The 15,252-nt window shown below is 72.0% G+C and carries 15 protein-coding genes; 6 read left to right on the forward strand and 9 right to left on the reverse strand.

Annotation, left to right across the window (positions count from 1 at the left end; genetic code table 11):
- Positions 1-56: 56 nt before the first annotated feature.
- The 4 genes from IE264_RS32765 to IE264_RS32780 all read right to left on the reverse strand — a co-directional run bounded on the left by IE264_RS32765 (position 57) and on the right by IE264_RS32780 (position 4,704).
- Positions 57-989 carry a carbohydrate ABC transporter permease gene (locus tag IE264_RS32765; protein WP_032759567.1) on the reverse strand — a complete coding sequence of 311 codons (933 nt, stop codon included), beginning with the start codon at positions 987-989 and terminating at the stop codon, positions 57-59.
- Positions 986-1,969: a carbohydrate ABC transporter permease gene (locus IE264_RS32770; RefSeq protein WP_190167748.1), complete on the reverse strand. Its 984-nt coding sequence runs from the start codon at positions 1,967-1,969 to the stop codon at positions 986-988. Before IE264_RS32770 ends, IE264_RS32765 begins: the two co-directional genes overlap by 4 nt.
- Positions 1,970-2,074: 105 nt before the next feature.
- Positions 2,075-3,385 (reverse strand): ABC transporter substrate-binding protein, encoded by a 1,311-nt coding sequence (locus IE264_RS32775; protein WP_032759568.1) that lies wholly within the window; start codon positions 3,383-3,385, stop codon positions 2,075-2,077.
- Between the two features lie 215 nt (positions 3,386-3,600).
- Complete coding sequence (locus tag IE264_RS32780) at positions 3,601-4,704, reverse strand: substrate-binding domain-containing protein (RefSeq protein WP_032759569.1); 1,104 nt, start codon at positions 4,702-4,704, stop codon at positions 3,601-3,603.
- Between the two features lie 350 nt (positions 4,705-5,054).
- Here IE264_RS32780 and IE264_RS32785 point away from each other — a divergent pair, with 350 nt between their 5' ends.
- The 3 genes from IE264_RS32785 (at position 5,055) to IE264_RS32795 (ending at position 8,888) form a co-directional block, all read left to right on the forward strand.
- The gene (locus tag IE264_RS32785) at positions 5,055-7,466 is read left to right on the forward strand and encodes a polysaccharide lyase 8 family protein (protein ID WP_032759570.1); all 2,412 of its coding nucleotides are present in this window, start codon (positions 5,055-5,057) and stop codon (positions 7,464-7,466) included.
- 65 nt (positions 7,467-7,531) lie between these two features.
- Positions 7,532-8,041, forward strand: coding sequence for a DinB family protein (locus tag IE264_RS32790; RefSeq protein ID WP_032759571.1), 510 nt, complete (start codon positions 7,532-7,534; stop codon positions 8,039-8,041).
- 88 nt (positions 8,042-8,129) lie between these two features.
- A complete protein-coding gene (locus IE264_RS32795) occupies positions 8,130-8,888 on the forward strand; it encodes a transporter substrate-binding domain-containing protein (protein WP_015606389.1) in 759 nt (252 codons plus the stop codon).
- A 110-nt stretch (positions 8,889-8,998) separates the two neighbouring features.
- Here IE264_RS32795 and IE264_RS32800 read toward each other — a convergent pair whose 3' ends face one another.
- The 5 genes from IE264_RS32800 to IE264_RS32820 all read right to left on the reverse strand — a co-directional run bounded on the left by IE264_RS32800 (position 8,999) and on the right by IE264_RS32820 (position 11,626).
- Positions 8,999-9,166: a DUF6381 family protein gene (locus tag IE264_RS32800; protein ID WP_176145221.1), complete on the reverse strand. Its 168-nt coding sequence runs from the start codon at positions 9,164-9,166 to the stop codon at positions 8,999-9,001.
- Positions 9,167-9,291: 125 nt separating this feature from the next.
- Positions 9,292-10,299, reverse strand: a complete 1,008-nt coding sequence (locus tag IE264_RS32805) for an iron-containing redox enzyme family protein (protein WP_032759572.1) — start codon at positions 10,297-10,299, stop codon at positions 9,292-9,294.
- Positions 10,299-10,631 (reverse strand): CDGSH iron-sulfur domain-containing protein, encoded by a 333-nt coding sequence (locus tag IE264_RS32810; RefSeq protein WP_032759573.1) that lies wholly within the window; start codon positions 10,629-10,631, stop codon positions 10,299-10,301. The genes IE264_RS32805 and IE264_RS32810 overlap by 1 nt, the downstream gene beginning before the upstream one ends.
- Positions 10,615-11,304 carry a HemK2/MTQ2 family protein methyltransferase gene (locus IE264_RS32815; RefSeq protein WP_032759574.1) on the reverse strand — a complete coding sequence of 230 codons (690 nt, stop codon included), beginning with the start codon at positions 11,302-11,304 and terminating at the stop codon, positions 10,615-10,617. Before IE264_RS32815 ends, IE264_RS32810 begins: the two co-directional genes overlap by 17 nt.
- Before the next feature lie 142 nt (positions 11,305-11,446).
- Positions 11,447-11,626, reverse strand: coding sequence for a hypothetical protein (locus IE264_RS32820; protein WP_015606394.1), 180 nt, complete (start codon positions 11,624-11,626; stop codon positions 11,447-11,449).
- A 242-nt stretch (positions 11,627-11,868) separates the two neighbouring features.
- On the opposite strand from IE264_RS32820, the gene IE264_RS32825 reads away from it, so the two are divergent.
- The 3 genes from IE264_RS32825 to IE264_RS32835 are packed head-to-tail and all read left to right on the forward strand — an operon-like array spanning position 11,869 to position 15,244.
- The gene (locus IE264_RS32825) at positions 11,869-12,621 is read left to right on the forward strand and encodes a (5-formylfuran-3-yl)methyl phosphate synthase (RefSeq protein ID WP_031125335.1); all 753 of its coding nucleotides are present in this window, start codon (positions 11,869-11,871) and stop codon (positions 12,619-12,621) included.
- Between the two features lie 8 nt (positions 12,622-12,629).
- Entirely contained in the window at positions 12,630-14,147 is a 1,518-nt protein-coding gene (locus IE264_RS32830) for an aldehyde dehydrogenase family protein (protein WP_032759575.1), read from the forward strand.
- The gene (locus IE264_RS32835; protein ID WP_032759576.1) at positions 14,144-15,244 is read left to right on the forward strand and encodes an NAD(P)-dependent alcohol dehydrogenase; all 1,101 of its coding nucleotides are present in this window, start codon (positions 14,144-14,146) and stop codon (positions 15,242-15,244) included. Before IE264_RS32830 ends, IE264_RS32835 begins: the two co-directional genes overlap by 4 nt.
- Positions 15,245-15,252: the final 8 nt, after the last annotated feature.

Consider the following 15,252-nt stretch of genomic DNA (forward strand, 5'->3'; position numbering starts at 1 on the left):
CGCCAGAACGGTACGGGGTCGGGTGCGGGGCCGGCTGGACGACGTGGCGGGGCGGCTCACTTGACGGCTCCTGCGGTGAGGCCCGAGCGCCAGAAGCGCTGCAGGCAGAGGAAGGCGATGATCAGCGGGACGACGGCCACCAGGGAGCCGATGATGACCAGGGGGTACAGCTCGGGCTGCTGGTAGACGTTCTGGTTCCACATGAACAGACCCAGGTTGACGGGGTAGAGCCGCTCGTCGTTCAGCATCATCAGCGCGCCGTAGAAATTGTTCCAGTTGGCGGTGAACGAGAACAGGAAGATGGTCACGAAGCCGGGGGCCAGCATCGGCAGGGCCACCTTGGTGAAGGTCTTGAGCTCCCCCGCCCCGTCGACCCGGGCCGCCTCCAGGACCTCGCCCGGTACGTACCCCTCGGAGAAGACGCGGGCCAGGTAGACGCCGAACGGGTTGACGAGGCTGGGGATCAGCACAGCCCAGTAGGTGTCGACGAGGCCGAGCTCCGAGGCCATCAGGTACAGCGGGAGCTGGACGACGGTGGAGGGGATCAGGACGCCGACGAGGACGACGCCGAACAGCTTCTCCTTGCCCCGGAAGGCGTACTTGTCGAAGGCGTAGCCGCAGGCGACGGAGACCAGGGTGGAGAGGACGGCCGCGACCAGGGTGTACAGGAGGCTGTTGAACAGCCAGCGGCCGTACAGCCCGTCGTTGTAGGCGAACAGGGCGTCCAGGTTGGACAGGAGGTGGAAGTCGCCCAGGCTGAACGGGTTGGTGGCGAACAGGTCGCGGTAGTTCTTGGTGGCGGCGATGAGCAGCCAGGTCAGTGGCATGAGGGTGTAGACGGCGACGACGGCGAGTACGGCGTTGACCGCGACCTTCGAGGTGAGCCCCTGGGTACGCCGGGGGCGCGGGCGCGGTGACGGTCGGCGTCCGGCCTTGGTGCGGGTCTCGGGGGCGGGCGGTGCGTCGGGGGTGGCTGTCTGGGTGCTCATGAGGCCTTCCACCGGTTGCCGAGCTTGGTGACGACGAAGGACAGCAGGCCGGCGACGAGGGCGAGCAGCAGGGAGCTCGCGGCGGCCAGGCCGTAGTCGTGGCCCTTGAAGGCCGCGGTGTAGATGAACATGGTCGGCGACCAGTCCTCGCCCATGGTGTTGGCGCGGAGCTGGACGAGCTTGGGGGCGTCGAAGAGCTGGATGGCGCCGACGCAGGTGAAGAGGAGGGTCAGGACGACGGTCGGCCGGATCATGGGGACCTTGACCTGGAGAGCCGTGCGCAGGGCACCCGATCCGTCGACGGTCGCAGCTTCCAGGACCTCGCGCGGGACCGCCTGGAGCCCCGCGTAGAAGATGATCATGTTGTAGCCGGTCCACTGCCAGGCGGAGATGTTGACGACCGAGTAGATCGCCTCGTCGTGGCCGAAGAAGTTCCAGTTCGCGCCGAGCGCGTCGAGTACGTCGGTGATCGGGCTGAGGCCCGGTGTGTACAGGTAGAGCCAGATGAGCGAGGCGATCAGGCCCGGCACCGCGTGCGGCAGGAAGTACGCGATCTGGAAGAAGCGGCGGGCCCGGGCCATGGCCGAGTCGACGAGCAGGGCGAGGACGAGCGCGCCGCCGACCATGGCGGGGATGTAGAGCACGCAGTAGAACGCGATGTGCCCGAACGAGCGGAGGAACGCCTCGTTGGTGAGGGCCTCGGTGAAGTTGCCGAATCCGGCGAAGACGCGTTCGGTGCCGCCGAAGCCGAGGCCGGAGGACTCCTCGCGGAAGAGGCTCATCCAGGCCGCGTAGAACATCGGCAGGACGGTGACGGCGGTGAAGAGGGCGAAGAACGGCACCATGAACAGGGTCACGGCCCGGCGCTGTCCGCGCCGCGCGCCCGGGCCGCTGGGGCTCTTCGGTGCGGCGGGGCCGTCCGAGGGCGATGCGGCCCGGGGTGGTGGGGTCTTGGCCGGCCGGGTGAGTGGGGCTGCCACCTGGTGCTCCTTCGGCAGGATGGGCGGGAGGGGAGAAGGGGAGCCCGGGGCGGGGCGGTGGGGGCCTTGCGGCCCCGTTGCGCGCCCCGCCGGTCGGGGGCCGGGCTACTGGGCGAGCTTCAGGCCGCGGTCCGTGACCGCGCTCTCGCCCTTCGTCTGTCCGGCGCTCAGCATCTTGGTGTGGTCGCCGCCCGCGGCCATCTGCGCCGAGGTGACCTGCTGCTGGACCGGGCCCCAGGTCCAGCCGGGCACGATGGTGCCTGCCGCCTCACCGGAGAGCTTGTAGACGTCCTGGTCGCCGAAGTAGGAGTTGTCGAACTCCTTGGCGGCCGCGGCCCGCATTCCCTCGTTGGCGGGCAGGGCGCTGCTGGGGGTCTTGAGGGAGGAGAGGCGGGCGGTCATGGCCTGGGGGTCGGTGGTGACCCACTTGATGAACTCGGCGGCCGCTCCGGTGTGCTTGCTGCCCTTGGGGACGATGTAGGAGGTGCCGCCGTACATGCCGGTGCTCGGTGTGCCGTCCCAGGTCGGCAGCGGGGCTATGCCCCACTTGCCCTTGCTGTCGGGGTAGCTGACGGGGAAGCTGCCCGCGCTCCAGGCGGCGCCGATGATGGTGGCGACCTTGCCGGTGGCGCGCTCCTTGGTCTCGCCCTCGCCCCAGAGCGGAGTCCTGGAGGCGAGGCCGTCCTTGAGGAGGCCGTCCCAGTAGGCGGCGACCTTCTGCGACTTGGGGTCGTCGATGTTCACCTTCCAGGCGTCGTCCTTCGTGCCGTACCACTGGGCGCCCGCTTGCCAGGCGAGACCGGAGAGCAGGGCCGGGTCGCCGCCGCCGAAGTTGGTGATGGTGAGGTCCGGGTCGCCCCGGTGGATCTTCTCCGCGGCCGTGCGGTACTCCGCCCAGGTGGTGGGGACCTCGACGCCGTACTTCTGGAAGAGGTCCTTGCGGTAGTAGAGCTGGATGGGCGTCACGTCGAAGGGGACGGCCCAGGTGGAGCCGCCGAGGTTGACCAGGGACTGCACGGCCTCGGGGAACTCCTTCTTCACCAGCTCGCCGGAGCTGGCGGTGAGGTCCTCCAGGTTGCCCTCGCTGGCGTACTCGGGGAGGGCGGAGTAGTCCATGGTGGCGATGTCGGGGGCGTTGCCGCCCTTGACGGCGTTGGAGAGCTTGGTGACGCCTTCGGGGCCCGCCGGGACGAGCGAGAACTTCACCTTGATGTCGGGGTGGGTCTTGTTGAAGGCCTCGGCCGTCTCCTTGGCGCCCGCGGTGGCCGACCAGAAGGTGAGCGTGACGGGCTTGCCGCCGTCGCCGGGGCCCGACGCGTCCGGGCCCGAGCCGCCACCGCAGGCGGTGGTGAGCAGGGCCAGTGAGGCGGCGGACGCTGCGAGGGCGAGGCGGGTGGTGCGGTTCGTACAAGGCATGGGCCGGCTCCTACGGGACCTCGAACTGCGGGAGATGAGGCGAACGCCACACATCATTTTGCGCAGAACCGATCACCGTCAAGAGCAAATGACCAATTCAATCGAATCGATCATATGACGGCGTGCGTGCGGATCGCCTCCGCGGCGCGTCCGGGCATGCGAAAAGCCGTACCCACAGGGCCTGTTGACCCGGGGTACGGCTGGGGCGCGTCGGATCAGGCGCCGGCGGCGGCAGCGGCCCCGCAGGAGACCCGGACCCGCAACGCGGGCAGGATGTCGAGATGGCGGCGGGCGGCGGGGCCCTCGTCGGGCACACCCAGCCGGGCGAGCAGAAGCCTCGCGGCCGCCGCACCGACCGCGTGCTTGTCCGGCGCGACGGCGGTGAGCGGCAGGTCGGCCAGGCTCGCGACCTCGTCGTCGTACGCGATCACCGCGAGGTCCTCCGGCACCCGCACGCCCCGGGCCTGGAGGCGCGGGATGAGCACGATCGCGTCCGCGTCGCTGTGCACGACGGCGGCGGTGACGTTGCCGCTCGCCACCCCCTCGCAGAGGTACTCAAGCGTCCGCTCGAAACGATCGGTCTCCGAGCGCGACGGCGCGCCCTCCAGAGGGGAGGCGGCGACCGGGCTCAGCCCCAGCGCCTCGACGGCGGCCGCGTAACCGGCCTTGAGGCGGGGGGCGGTGGGGCTCTCCTGCACGGCGAGCGCGATGGACCGGTGGCCGAGGCGGGCCAGGTGCGCGACCGCTTCCGCGGCGCCGTGGGCGTGGTCGGAGCGGACCCGGTCCAGGCCCGCCGCCGGGTGGCCGAGCGGGGCCCAGCGCTCCACCAGGACCACCGGGGTGTCCTGTTCGGCCACCCACAGCCCCTCGCCCTGCTCCGGGTGGCCCCTCTCCCAGCTGGGGGTCAGGAGGAGGCCGTCGGCGCCGGTGGAGAGCAGGCGGCGGGCCTGGGCCGCGTCCTCGTCGGGGAGGTACCGGGAGAGCCCGATGGTCAGGCGCGCACCGGCGGCCTCGACCGTCTCCCGGGCGCCGCGTACGACGTCCGCGTAGTAGTACTCGGTGGTCGGGACGACCATGCCCACCACAAGCCCCTCGGCGGAGGGTACGGCGGCGGGTGCCGGGCGGGAGGCGCCGGAGGGCCAGACGACCGCCCCGTGCAGCCGCTCCACCAGCCCCTGGGCCGCGAGCGTCTCGACGTCCCTGCGCAGGGTGACCGCGGACATGCCGAGCTCCTCGGCGAGTTCGGCGACGCGGAGGCTGCCTCGCTCGCGGACGAGCTGGAGCACCCGCTCGTGGCGCTGGTCGACGTGGAGTCGCATGGATCCCCCTGGTCTCGGAGACGGCTGTGGCTGTGGGGCCGGCGGCGCGGGTCGGGTGCCCGTGATGGATCCGTCCGGCACCCCTCAACCATATCGATCACATCCGCTCGAAACGATCCCACCGGCAGCTCCGCCTCTGCCGAGGGGACTGGTTGCCGATAAGCCCGTTGGAGCGACATACACCCCACCTGAACCGATCAACACGATCAATTCGGCCAAAGTTATTGAGCGGGTTGCCGGACGGCTGTTAGAAAGTGCCTGCCCGCTCAGAACAGTCGGATCCAGGACCCCGGTCAGCGCTCGGCGCACCGGTTCCGCCGGAAACGAGACACCCGACCCGGAGCTCACCCATGACATCTGCCTGGTCCCGCCGCACGTTCCTCGCCACCTCCGCCGTGCTCACCGCCGCGGGCGGCAGCGCCCTCGTGCTGGCCGCGCCCCGCACCGCCACCGCGGCTGACGACGATCCGTACGCCGCTCTGCGTGCCACGTGGAGCGCCCTGATCCTCGGCGAGGGGTTCAGCCCGACCGCCGAACCCTTCAAGAGCCGGCTGGCGACCCTGGGCAGCCAGGCCCGGCAGTGGCTGGACACCATGGCTCCGGCCACCGGATCGCTGTGGCCGGACGCCGTGTACGCCGACCCCGACCCGGACACCGACCCCGAGTCGTACGGCTTCTCCGCGAAGATGGCCGACAGCTTCATCCGGCTGAACACGATGGCCCAGGCCTACCGGCAGCAGGGCACCGGACTGACCGCGAACACCGGACTGCGCGACGCGATCGTCACCGGCCTCGAACACCTCAACAGCCAGGTCTACAAGGCCGGTCGGACGCGGTACGGGAACTGGTACAGCTGGCAGATCGGCGCGCCCCAGGCCCTGCTGGACGTGTGCGTGCTGATGTACGACGCCCTGACCCCGGCACAGCTCGGGCGCTACTGCGCCGCCGTCGACCACTTCGTCCCCGACTCCGCGGTCGCCTCGTACACCGGCACGAGCACCGGGGCGAACCGGGTCGACCTGTGCCGGGTGCTGGCCCTGCGCGGGGTCGTCGGCGGGACCGCCGCCAAGATCGCCCTGGCCCGGGACGCCCTCTCCCCCGTCTTCCCGCTGGTCACCAAGGGCGACGGCCTCTACGCCGACGGCTCGTTCATCCAGCACACCACCGTGCCCTACACCGGCAGCTACGGCTCGGTGATGCTCGGCGGGCTCGGGCTGCTGTTCGCGCTGCTCAAGGGCACCACCTGGGAGGTGACCGACCCGAAGCGGCAGGTGGTGTTCGACGCCGTGGAGAACGCCTGGGCACCCTTCCTCTACAACGGCCTCGTCATGGACTCCGTCGCGGGCCGCGCCATCAGCCGCGGCGAGGTCGACGACCACCGGCGCGGCCATCCCATCCTGGCCTCCATCGCCTTGCTCGGCCGGGGCGCGTCCGCCGCCGAGAACGCCCGGTGGCGGGCGCTCGTCAAGGGCTGGGCCCAGCGCGACTACTACAGCCCGCCGCTGAGCAACCCCTCCCTCGGCCTCACCGCCCTGGCCCGCCTCAAGTCCGTACTGGACGACACCTCGCTCACCCCGGTCCCAGAACCGGAGGGCCACCGCCTCTTCCCCGACATGGCGCGGGCCACCCACCGCCGCCCCGGCTGGGCCGCCGCCCTGTCCATGGCGGACCGGCGGATCACGTACTACGAGACCGGCAACGGCGAGAACCTGCGCGGCTGGCACACCGGGGCGGGAATGCTCTACTGGTGGGGCGACACCTTCGCCAACGGCCAGTACAGCGACGCGTTCTGGCCCACCGTCGACCCGTACCGGCTCCCCGGCACCACGGCCTCGCGCAAGGTGCTGGCCGACGGGGCGGGTGGCGACTGGGGCGCGGCGCTGCCCGATGTGAACTGGGTCGGCGGGGTCACGGACAAGAAGCGGGCAGCCGTGGGGCAGTACCTCAAGGGGCTGTCCAGCACGCTGCTCGCGAAGAAGTCGTGGTTCTTCCTGGACGACACCGTGGTCTGCCTGGGCGCCGGTATCCGCTGCCAGGACGGGGCGGCGGTGGAGACCACGGTCGACAACCGCAACCTGGGGCCGGTCGGCAACGCGCCCTTCACCGTCGACGGCTCGGTGAAGCCCGTCACGCGCCCGTGGTCGGCGACCCTCACCGACGCCTCCTGGGCCCACCTGGGCGGGCACGGCGGCTATGTCTTCCCGGGCGGGGCGACGCTCAAGGCGCTGCGCGAGAACAGGTCCGGGCGGTGGCGCGACATCAACACCGGTGGCTCCACGGACACGGTGACGCGCGCCTATCTCACTCTCTGGGCCGATCACGGCCAGAACCCGGCGGGCGCCTCGTACGCCTACCAGCTGCTGCCCGGAGCCTCCGAGCAGCGGACCGCCGCCCGGGCCGCCGACACCGGCTGGCTGCGGGTGCTCGCCAACACCGACGACCAGCAAGGGGTGTCGGTCCCCTCGCTCGGGCTGACCGCCGTCAACTTCTGGTTCGGCGGGAGCGTCGGGCCGCTCGACGCGGACGCCCCCTGCTCCGTCATGGTCACCGAGCACGCCGACGGCACGGCCACCCTCTGCGTCAGCGACCCCATGCGGATGCGGACGAGCCTGGCCCTCACCTGGAACAGGGCCGTCGCCTCCGTCGTCTCGAAGCCGTCGACCGTGACCTCGGCGGCCACGGGGGCCTCCCTCCGCCTGGTGTTCGGCGATCTCTCCGGTACGCGCGGGGCGACGCAGACCGTGAAGGTGCGCCTGGCCTGAGCGCCGGGCCGGGGACGACGGGGATACTGACCGCCGGCACGACGGACGGAACGAGGGGCGCAGCCATGACAGATGACCACCGGGTGGGGCCCCCTTCCTTCGGGAGTGAGCGCGAGACTCTGCGGGCGTTCCTCGACTACCACCGGGCGACTCTGGCCATGAAGTGCGAGGGGCTGACGGACGAGCAACTGCGCGAGAAGTCGATGGAGCCGTCGGCCCTGTCGCTCCTCGCGCTGGTCCGGCACATGGCGGAGGTGGAACGGGCCTGGTTCCGCCGGACCTTCGAGGACGGCGAAGCCCCGATGGTCTGGTCGGAGAAGGTCGACTTCCAGGCGGCGTACGACGCGAGCGCGTCGACCCGGGCGGAGGCGTTCACCGCCTGGGAGGCGGAGGTCGAGACCTCGCGGCGCATCGAGCGGGAGGCCGGTTCCCTGGATCTGGCGGGCTACCAGCCCCGGTGGGGCGAGGAGGTCTCGCTGCGGATGGTCATGGTGCATGTCCTTCTGGAGTACGGCCGTCACAACGGGCACGCGGACCTGCTGCGTGAAGGGGTGGACGGGACGGTGGGCGCCTGAGCCCCGGGGTGCAGTGCGGTCGCGGGCCAGGTCGGCGGGGTTCCGGAGCCCCGCCGACGCCGGGCGCCGGGCTCGTAGACTCGCCCGCATGACCTCGCAGCAGATAGCTCCGGCCCTCGTTCCCGCGTTCGCGCCCAGTGGCACGCTGCGCGCGTCGATCAACCTCGGCAATCCGATCCTCGCCAACCGGGCTCCGGCGGGCGGCGACCCGGTCGGTGTGTCGATCGATCTCGCGTACGAGTTCGGCCGGCGGCTCGGGGTGCCCGTCGAGCTCGTGGTCTTCGAGAGAGCGGCCGCCTCGGTGGACGCGGTGAAGGCGGAGAAGGCGGACATCGGCTTCTTCGCCGTCGACCCGGCGCGGAGCGAGGGACTGCTGTTCACCGCTCCCTATGTGCTGATCGAGGGCAGTTACCTCGTGCCCGAATCGTCCGCGCTGACCGAGAACGGGCAGGTGGACCGTGAGGGGACCCGTATCTCGGTCGGTTCGGGCAGCGCCTACGACCTCTTCCTCACCCGCGCGATCCAGCACGCCGGGATCATCCGGCTGCAGGGCGCTCCTGCCGCGCTCGCCGCACTGCGGGAGGGAGAGGTGGAAGTGGCCGCCGGGATCCGCCAGTTGCTGGAGGGCGAGGCCGCGCGTGCGTCCGGCGTACGGGTGCTGCCGGGGCGCTTCATGGTGATCCAGCAGGCCATGGGCATCCCGGCCGCCCGCGGTACGGCGGCCCAGGAGGTGCTGGCGTCCTTCGTGGAGGAGATGAAGGCGAGCGGATTCGTCGCGGACGCGCTGGAGCGGCACCGGATCGAGGGGGCGCTCGTGGCACCGGCCGCTCAGCCCTCCTCCTGCTGACCTCCGCCGCTCAGCGCTCCTCCTCTTCCTGACCTCCGCCGCTCAGCCCTCCTCCTCTTCCTGACCTCCTCCGGTCTCCGCCGGTCGGCTCGCCTTGCGGCTTCCGGCGGTCAGCTCCCCTCCTGCCCCTCCAGCTCCTCGCCGAGCAGGCGCCGGGCCTTCTCCCGCAGGCGCTGCCGGTGCTCGGGGTCGGTCGCCCGGTCGGCGGCGCGGCCCAGCTCCTCGGCGCGTTCACGGGTGCGGCGGCTTCGCTCCAGGGGGGTGTCGGGCAGGTTCATGGGGACGTCCTTCGTCGTGGTTTCCTCCGTCGGCAACAGCTGTGGCGTGCGCGACCGGAGCCCCAGCGTCACCGGAGACCGGCCGGATCGCATCTCGTGCGGTCACGTACGGTGACACCCGCCGCTCAGCCCGGTTGCCCGCGCAGCGCTGTGGAGTTGCTCCGCCAGGCGGCGAGGAGGCGGGCCGCGAGGCGGTCCTCCAGCAGCCCGGTGGCCTCGATGCCGAAGGCGATGTCGGACTCCAGGTCCGGCTCGTCGGCGAGCAGTCCGCCGATGACGTCCCGGCGTACCACCTGTTCGTGCACGGCGTCGGCCTCCACGTGCTCGTCGTAGAACCGCTGGGCGGCCGGTCCCGCCCCGACGCGCTTCAGTGCCGCGGCGAGCCGGCGCGAACCGGGTGACGAGGTCACCTCGACGGCGGCGAAGTGGCCGACGAGCGCGCCCCTGAGGGAGCGGTGCAGCCCGAACAGGGACATCAGGTTGACGGTCGCGAGTACGTCGGCGGGCGCGGCGTCGAGGTAGTGCCCGTACGCCGTCTCCAGGGAGAGGTCCGTCATCAGGTCCGCGTACAGGCGGGCGTGGATGTCCGCTTCCCGCCCGGCGCCGAACTCGTCGAACTCCACCGCCACCATCGCGGCCTTGGCCCGTCCGTACAGCCGGGGGATCACCCAGGCGTGCGGATCGGCTTCCTTGAGGTGGTAGAGCGAGCGCAGGGCGGCGTACTCGCGCAGGTGCCACAGCTCGCCGTGGTCCTGCAGGAAGTGGCTGACGCTGTGCCCGTCGTCGCCGATGGGCTCGACCAGCAGGCCGCTCAGGGCGCTCTCCACGTCCCCGTCCGTACCCGCGCCCGCACGGAGGGCGGCGAGGAAGGGTTCTTCCAGGGAGCGGCGCAGTGCGAGCAGGCCGGGGCTCCACTCGTGCTCGTCGTCCACACCCTCGAAGCCCTGGTAGTGCAGTTCGTACAGGATGTAGAGGGCAAGCTGGAGGTCGTCGCCGAAGGGGTCCGCGTCACCGACCGCGGGGGCCGGGTGGTCCGCGCCGGTGCGCAGGGCGTCGATGACCGCGTCCGACAGCGGTCCGCGCGGGGCGGGCAGTGGGGGGCTTCTGCGCCTCGGCTCACGGTAGGCGGGCATCAGGCGGCTCCGTCGGTCTTGTTGTCCATCGTCTTGGTCTTGTCCGTCTTCTCGGGCTCGTCCGTCTTCTCGGGCTCGTCCGTCTTCTCGGGCTCGTCCGTCTTCTTCTCGGGCTCGTCGCCTGCCGCGCGCTCCGGCTTCACGCGGCGGCGGTGGCTGGTGTCGCACCACGGGTACGTGCGGGTTCTGCGGCAGGTGCAGATGGCGGCGGTGAAGCGGCGCGAGGTGTACAGGGTGCCGTCGTCGCCGACCACCTCGACGGGCCCTTCCACCAGGATCGGCCCCTCGGCCCCGAGGGTGACGCGGGCGGGTCGGTCAGGGCTGCTCGGCACGGATGACCACCAGATTCTCCTCGTCGGCGTGCTCGCCCAGGAGCCCCCGGCCCCGCAGCCACGGGAGCCGGGAGAGCAGGACGGGCCCGAACGGCACGCTCGCCGTATCGCTCACCTCGGCCCGCAGCCCGCCACGGGACAGTCGCCGCAGGGTCGCCTCCGTACCGGTGAGGTCGGAGTGGACCATGAGCAGGACGCCTTTCCTGCGCAGAAGGTACGGGGCCGCGTCGCAGATGCGGTCCACCACCGCCCGCCCGTCGTGCCCCGCGTCCCAGGCGCGGGCGCTCCCGCGCCGGGGTGGCGGGCCCAGCGGGGAAGGGACGTAGGGCGGGTTGCTGAGCACCAGGTCGTACGTCTGTCCGGGCACCGGGTCCGCCAGGTCGCCCCGGTGGACGGTCACCCGCTGCCGGGCGAGCAGCGCGTTCAGGCGGGCGGTGAGCACGGCCCGCCGGCCGACGTCGACAGCGGTCACATGTGCTCCCCGGCGTGCGGCCGCCACCGCGAGGAGGCCGCTGCCGGTGCCGAGGTCGATCACTTCGGAGCCGGGGCGGACGGTCTCACGGGCCAGGGCCCTCAGCAGGAGATGCGTATCGTGCTGAGGTGCGTAGACCCCGGGCAGGGTACGCACACCCAGCTGCCGGGAAGCGGTCGTCGTGGGAACGGCAGCGGTCACAGGGGCCTCCTGCACGCGTCGGGCGCGTGGATCGTAGGTCGTGCCACCCATCAAGGCTCCGCTCGTTCGGCCGGGGACGCCATTCGTGAGTTCGCACAGCGTGACCGGCCGTCCGGTCCGCACTTCGGGCAGGTCGCGTGCGTCAGCGCCGGCGCGACGAACCGGTGCGCAGGCCGGAGCCGACCCCTGCCACGTGCAGGGCGAGCAGCGCGAGGCCGATGAGCATGACGTTCGTCGAAGCGAAAACCTCGTTCGTCGAGATGTCCGCCGCGTTGATCAGGAAGGCGATGAAGAACAGGACTGCCGCCGCTATACCGAGCATGGGGGTGTTTCCCTTCCGAGTGTGTGAGTGAAGTGACAGCCGTGTGCCCGTGAATCGCGGAGTTAGACAGGCGGTCGACGCGTTTCGGGGGCGTGAGCACGTCGGGGCAGTGCCCCGTTCGCCATCCCGCGCGCCCTGCCGGAGGCCACGGGCCGCGGCCAGGATGAGCCGACCGCACAAGATCCCGGCGAATCCGCGCACCTGCCCCCGGGCGGGTGGACATGCGGTGGAAGGAATCCACGTTGCTGCTTCTCATCTCCCCGGACGGTGTCGAAGAGGCCCTCGAGTGCGCGAAGGCGGCGGAACACCTTGACATCGTCGATGTCAAGAAGCCCGACGAGGGCTCGCTCGGCGCGAACTTCCCGTGGGTCATCAGGGAGATCCGCGGCGCGGTCCCGGCGGACAAGCCGGTCTCCGCCACCGTGGGGGACGTGCCGTTCAAGCCCGGCACAGTGGCCCAGGCGGCGCTCGGCGCGGCTGTCTCCGGCGCCACGTACATCAAGGTCGGCCTCTACGGATGCACGACGCCCGACCAGGCGATCGAGGTCATGCGCGGGGTCGTCCGGGCCGTGAAGGACTACCGGCCGGACGCGTTCGTCGTCGCCTCGGGCTACGCCGACGCCCACCGGATCGGCTGCGTCAACCCGCTCGCCCTGCCCGACATCGCCCGCCGCTCCGGCTCCGACGCGGCCATGCTCGACACCGCGATCAAGGACGGAACCCGGCTGTTCGACCATGTGCCGCCCGAGGCCTGCGGGGAGTTCGTCCGGCTGGCCCACGAGGCCGGTCTGCTGGCCGCCCTTGCGGGCAGCGTGAAATCGGCGGACCTCGCCACGCTCACCCGCATCGGGACGGACATCGTCGGCGTGCGCGGGGCGGTGTGCGAGGGGGGCGACCGCAACAAGGGGAGGATCCAGCCGAGGCTGGTGGCCGACTTCCGGGCGGAGATGGACCGGCACGCCCGGGAACACGCGGCCACCCTCGCCGCGAGCTGACCGCCGGTATGGACCTGGATCAGCCCAGCGTCGCCAGACACCCGGATCAGCCCGGCACCGCCAGGGACCCAGACCAGCCCGGCACCGCCAGACACCCGGATCAGCCCGGCGCCGGCAGGGCTCCTCGTCCTTCCCTCCCCGGGCCAGGGCTTCGAGGCGAGCACTTCACCGTCCTCGACCCGGCGACGGGCCAGGCCTTCGACGAGGCTCCCGACCAGCGGCCCCAGGAGCTGGACGCCGTGGTCGGCCGGGCCCACGAGGCATGGCTCGGCTGGCGGGCCGACCCCGTCGCCCGCGCCACCGCGTTGCTGACGGCGGCCGACGCGGTGGAGGCGGCCGGGGCGGACCTCGCCCCGCTGCTCACCCGTGAGCAGGGCAAACCCCTGTCCGAGTCGTACGCGGAGGTCGCCCGTACGGCGGCCCGCCTGCGCTACTTCGCCGGGTCGTCCCCCGAGTCACGGACGATCGCGGACGGCCGGCCGGTGCACAGCGAGATCCGCTGGCGCCCGCTCGGGCCCGTCGCCGCCATCGTCCCGTGGAACTTTCCCCTCCAGCTCGCGTCGGCGAAGTTCGCGCCCGCGCTCGCCGCGGGGAACACGGTGGTGCTCAAGCCCTCCCCCTTCACGCCGCTCGCGACCCGGCTGCTGGGGTCCGTCATGTCGGCCGCCCTCCCCGAGGGCGTGCTGACGATCGTCACCGGCCGAGAACCGCTCGGCGCCCGCCTCGCGTCACACCCGGGGATCCGCCATGTGACCTTCACCGGTTCGGTTCCCACCGGGCGGGCCGTCGCCGCAGGCGCGGCGCCTGGACTCGCCCGGGTCACCCTGGAGCTGGGCGGCAACGACGCCGCGATCCTGCTGGACGATGTGGATGTGGAGCGGATCGCGGACCGGCTGTTCTGGGCCGCGTTCCGCAACTGCGGGCAGGTCTGCATGGCGGTCAAGCGGGTCTACGCCCCGGCCCGGCTCCACTCCCGGGTGGTCGAGGCCCTCGCGGAGCGTGCGAAGACCGTCGTCGTCGGATCGGGTCTCGACCCGGGTACGGAGCTGGGGCCGGTCAACAACGCCGCCCAGCTGGCCCGGGTGGAGCGCTGTACGGCCCGGGCCCTGGCGGACGGGGCCCGGGCCGTGGCCGGGGGCCACCGGCTGGACCGGCCGGGCTACTTCTACGCCCCGACCGTCCTGGCCGATGTCCCGCCCGACAGCCCGGTGGTGACGGAGGAACAGTTCGGTCCGGTGCTGCCGGTGCTGCCGTACGGGAGCCTCGACGAAGCCGTCGAGGCGGCCAACGCCACCCGCTACGGGCTGGGCGGCTCGGTATGGGGGACCGACCTGGACCGGGCCGAGGCGGTGGCCGAGCGGCTGGAGTGCGGGACTGCGTGGATCAACCACCACGCCGAACTGTCCCTCGCCCAGCCCTTCGCCGGGATCAAGGAGAGCGGTGTCGGCGTCGCGGGCGGGCCGTGGGGGCTCTACGGGAACCTCAGGCCGTTCGTCGTACACCGTCCACGGGAGGCGGGAGGGTGAGGTTCGGTGCGGCCGTGCTGCGCTCGTACGAGGAACCGTTCGCCGTCGAGGAGGTGATGCTGGGGTCGGGGCCCGCCGGCGGCGAGATCCTGGTCCGGATCGCGGGCTGCGGGATGTGCCGGACCGACCTCGCCGTCCGGCGCTCGGCGGGCCGCTCGCCGCTGCCCGCGGTGCTCGGCCACGAGGGGGCCGGGGTGGTGGTGGAGACGGGCGGCCCGGACACGGGGCTGAGCCCCGGCGACCATGTCGTGCTGAGCTTCGACTCCTGCGGACACTGCCGGAGCTGTCTGGGCGCTGCCCCCGCCTACTGCGACCGGTTCGCCGCGCTCAACCTCTTCGGGGGGCGTACCGAGAACGCGGCGCGGTTCACCGACGCGGCCGGGGGCGCGCTCGCCCCCCGGTGGTTCGGCCAGTCCTCTTTCGCCGAGTACGCGATGGTCCCGGCCCGCAACGCCGTGCGGGTCGACGCCTCGCTCCCCCTCGAACTGCTCGGACCGCTCGGCTGCGGGTTCCTGACCGGCGCCGGGGCGGTGTTCAACTCCTTCGGCGCCGGCCCCGGGGACACCGTCGCGGTCTTCGGCGCGGGAGCGGTGGGCCTGGCCGCGGTCATGGCGGCCACCGCCGCCGGTGCCTTCACCGTGGCGGTCGACCGGCACCCCGAACGGCTGGCCCAGGCCGAGAAGTTCGGGGCGGTCCCGCTGGATGCCGCCTCGGCCGACCTGCCCGGCCGCGTCCAGCGGCTGACCGACGGCGGCGCGCGGTACGCGCTGGACACCACGGGTTCCGGCGGGCTGATCAACGACGCGCTCCGGGCGTTGCGCCCGACGGGCCACCTGGGCCTGGTGGCCCGGCTCCACACCGCGCTCCCGCTCGAACCGGGGACCCTGGACCGGGGCCGGAGGATCTCCCACATCTGCGAGGGGGACGCGGTGCCGGGGCTGCTGATTCCCCGGCTGACCGAGCTGTGGCAGGCCGGCCTGTTCCCCTTCGACCAGCTGATCCGCACGTACCCGCTGGCCGACATCGACGAAGCCGAACGCGACTGCGAGGCGGGCCGCGTGGTCAAACCGGTCCTGATCCCGGAACACCGGACGTGATCTCTATT

The sequence above is a fragment of the Streptomyces microflavus genome (assembly GCF_014650075.1).
GTDB classification, from domain to species: Bacteria; Actinomycetota; Actinomycetes; order Streptomycetales; family Streptomycetaceae; genus Streptomyces; species Streptomyces microflavus.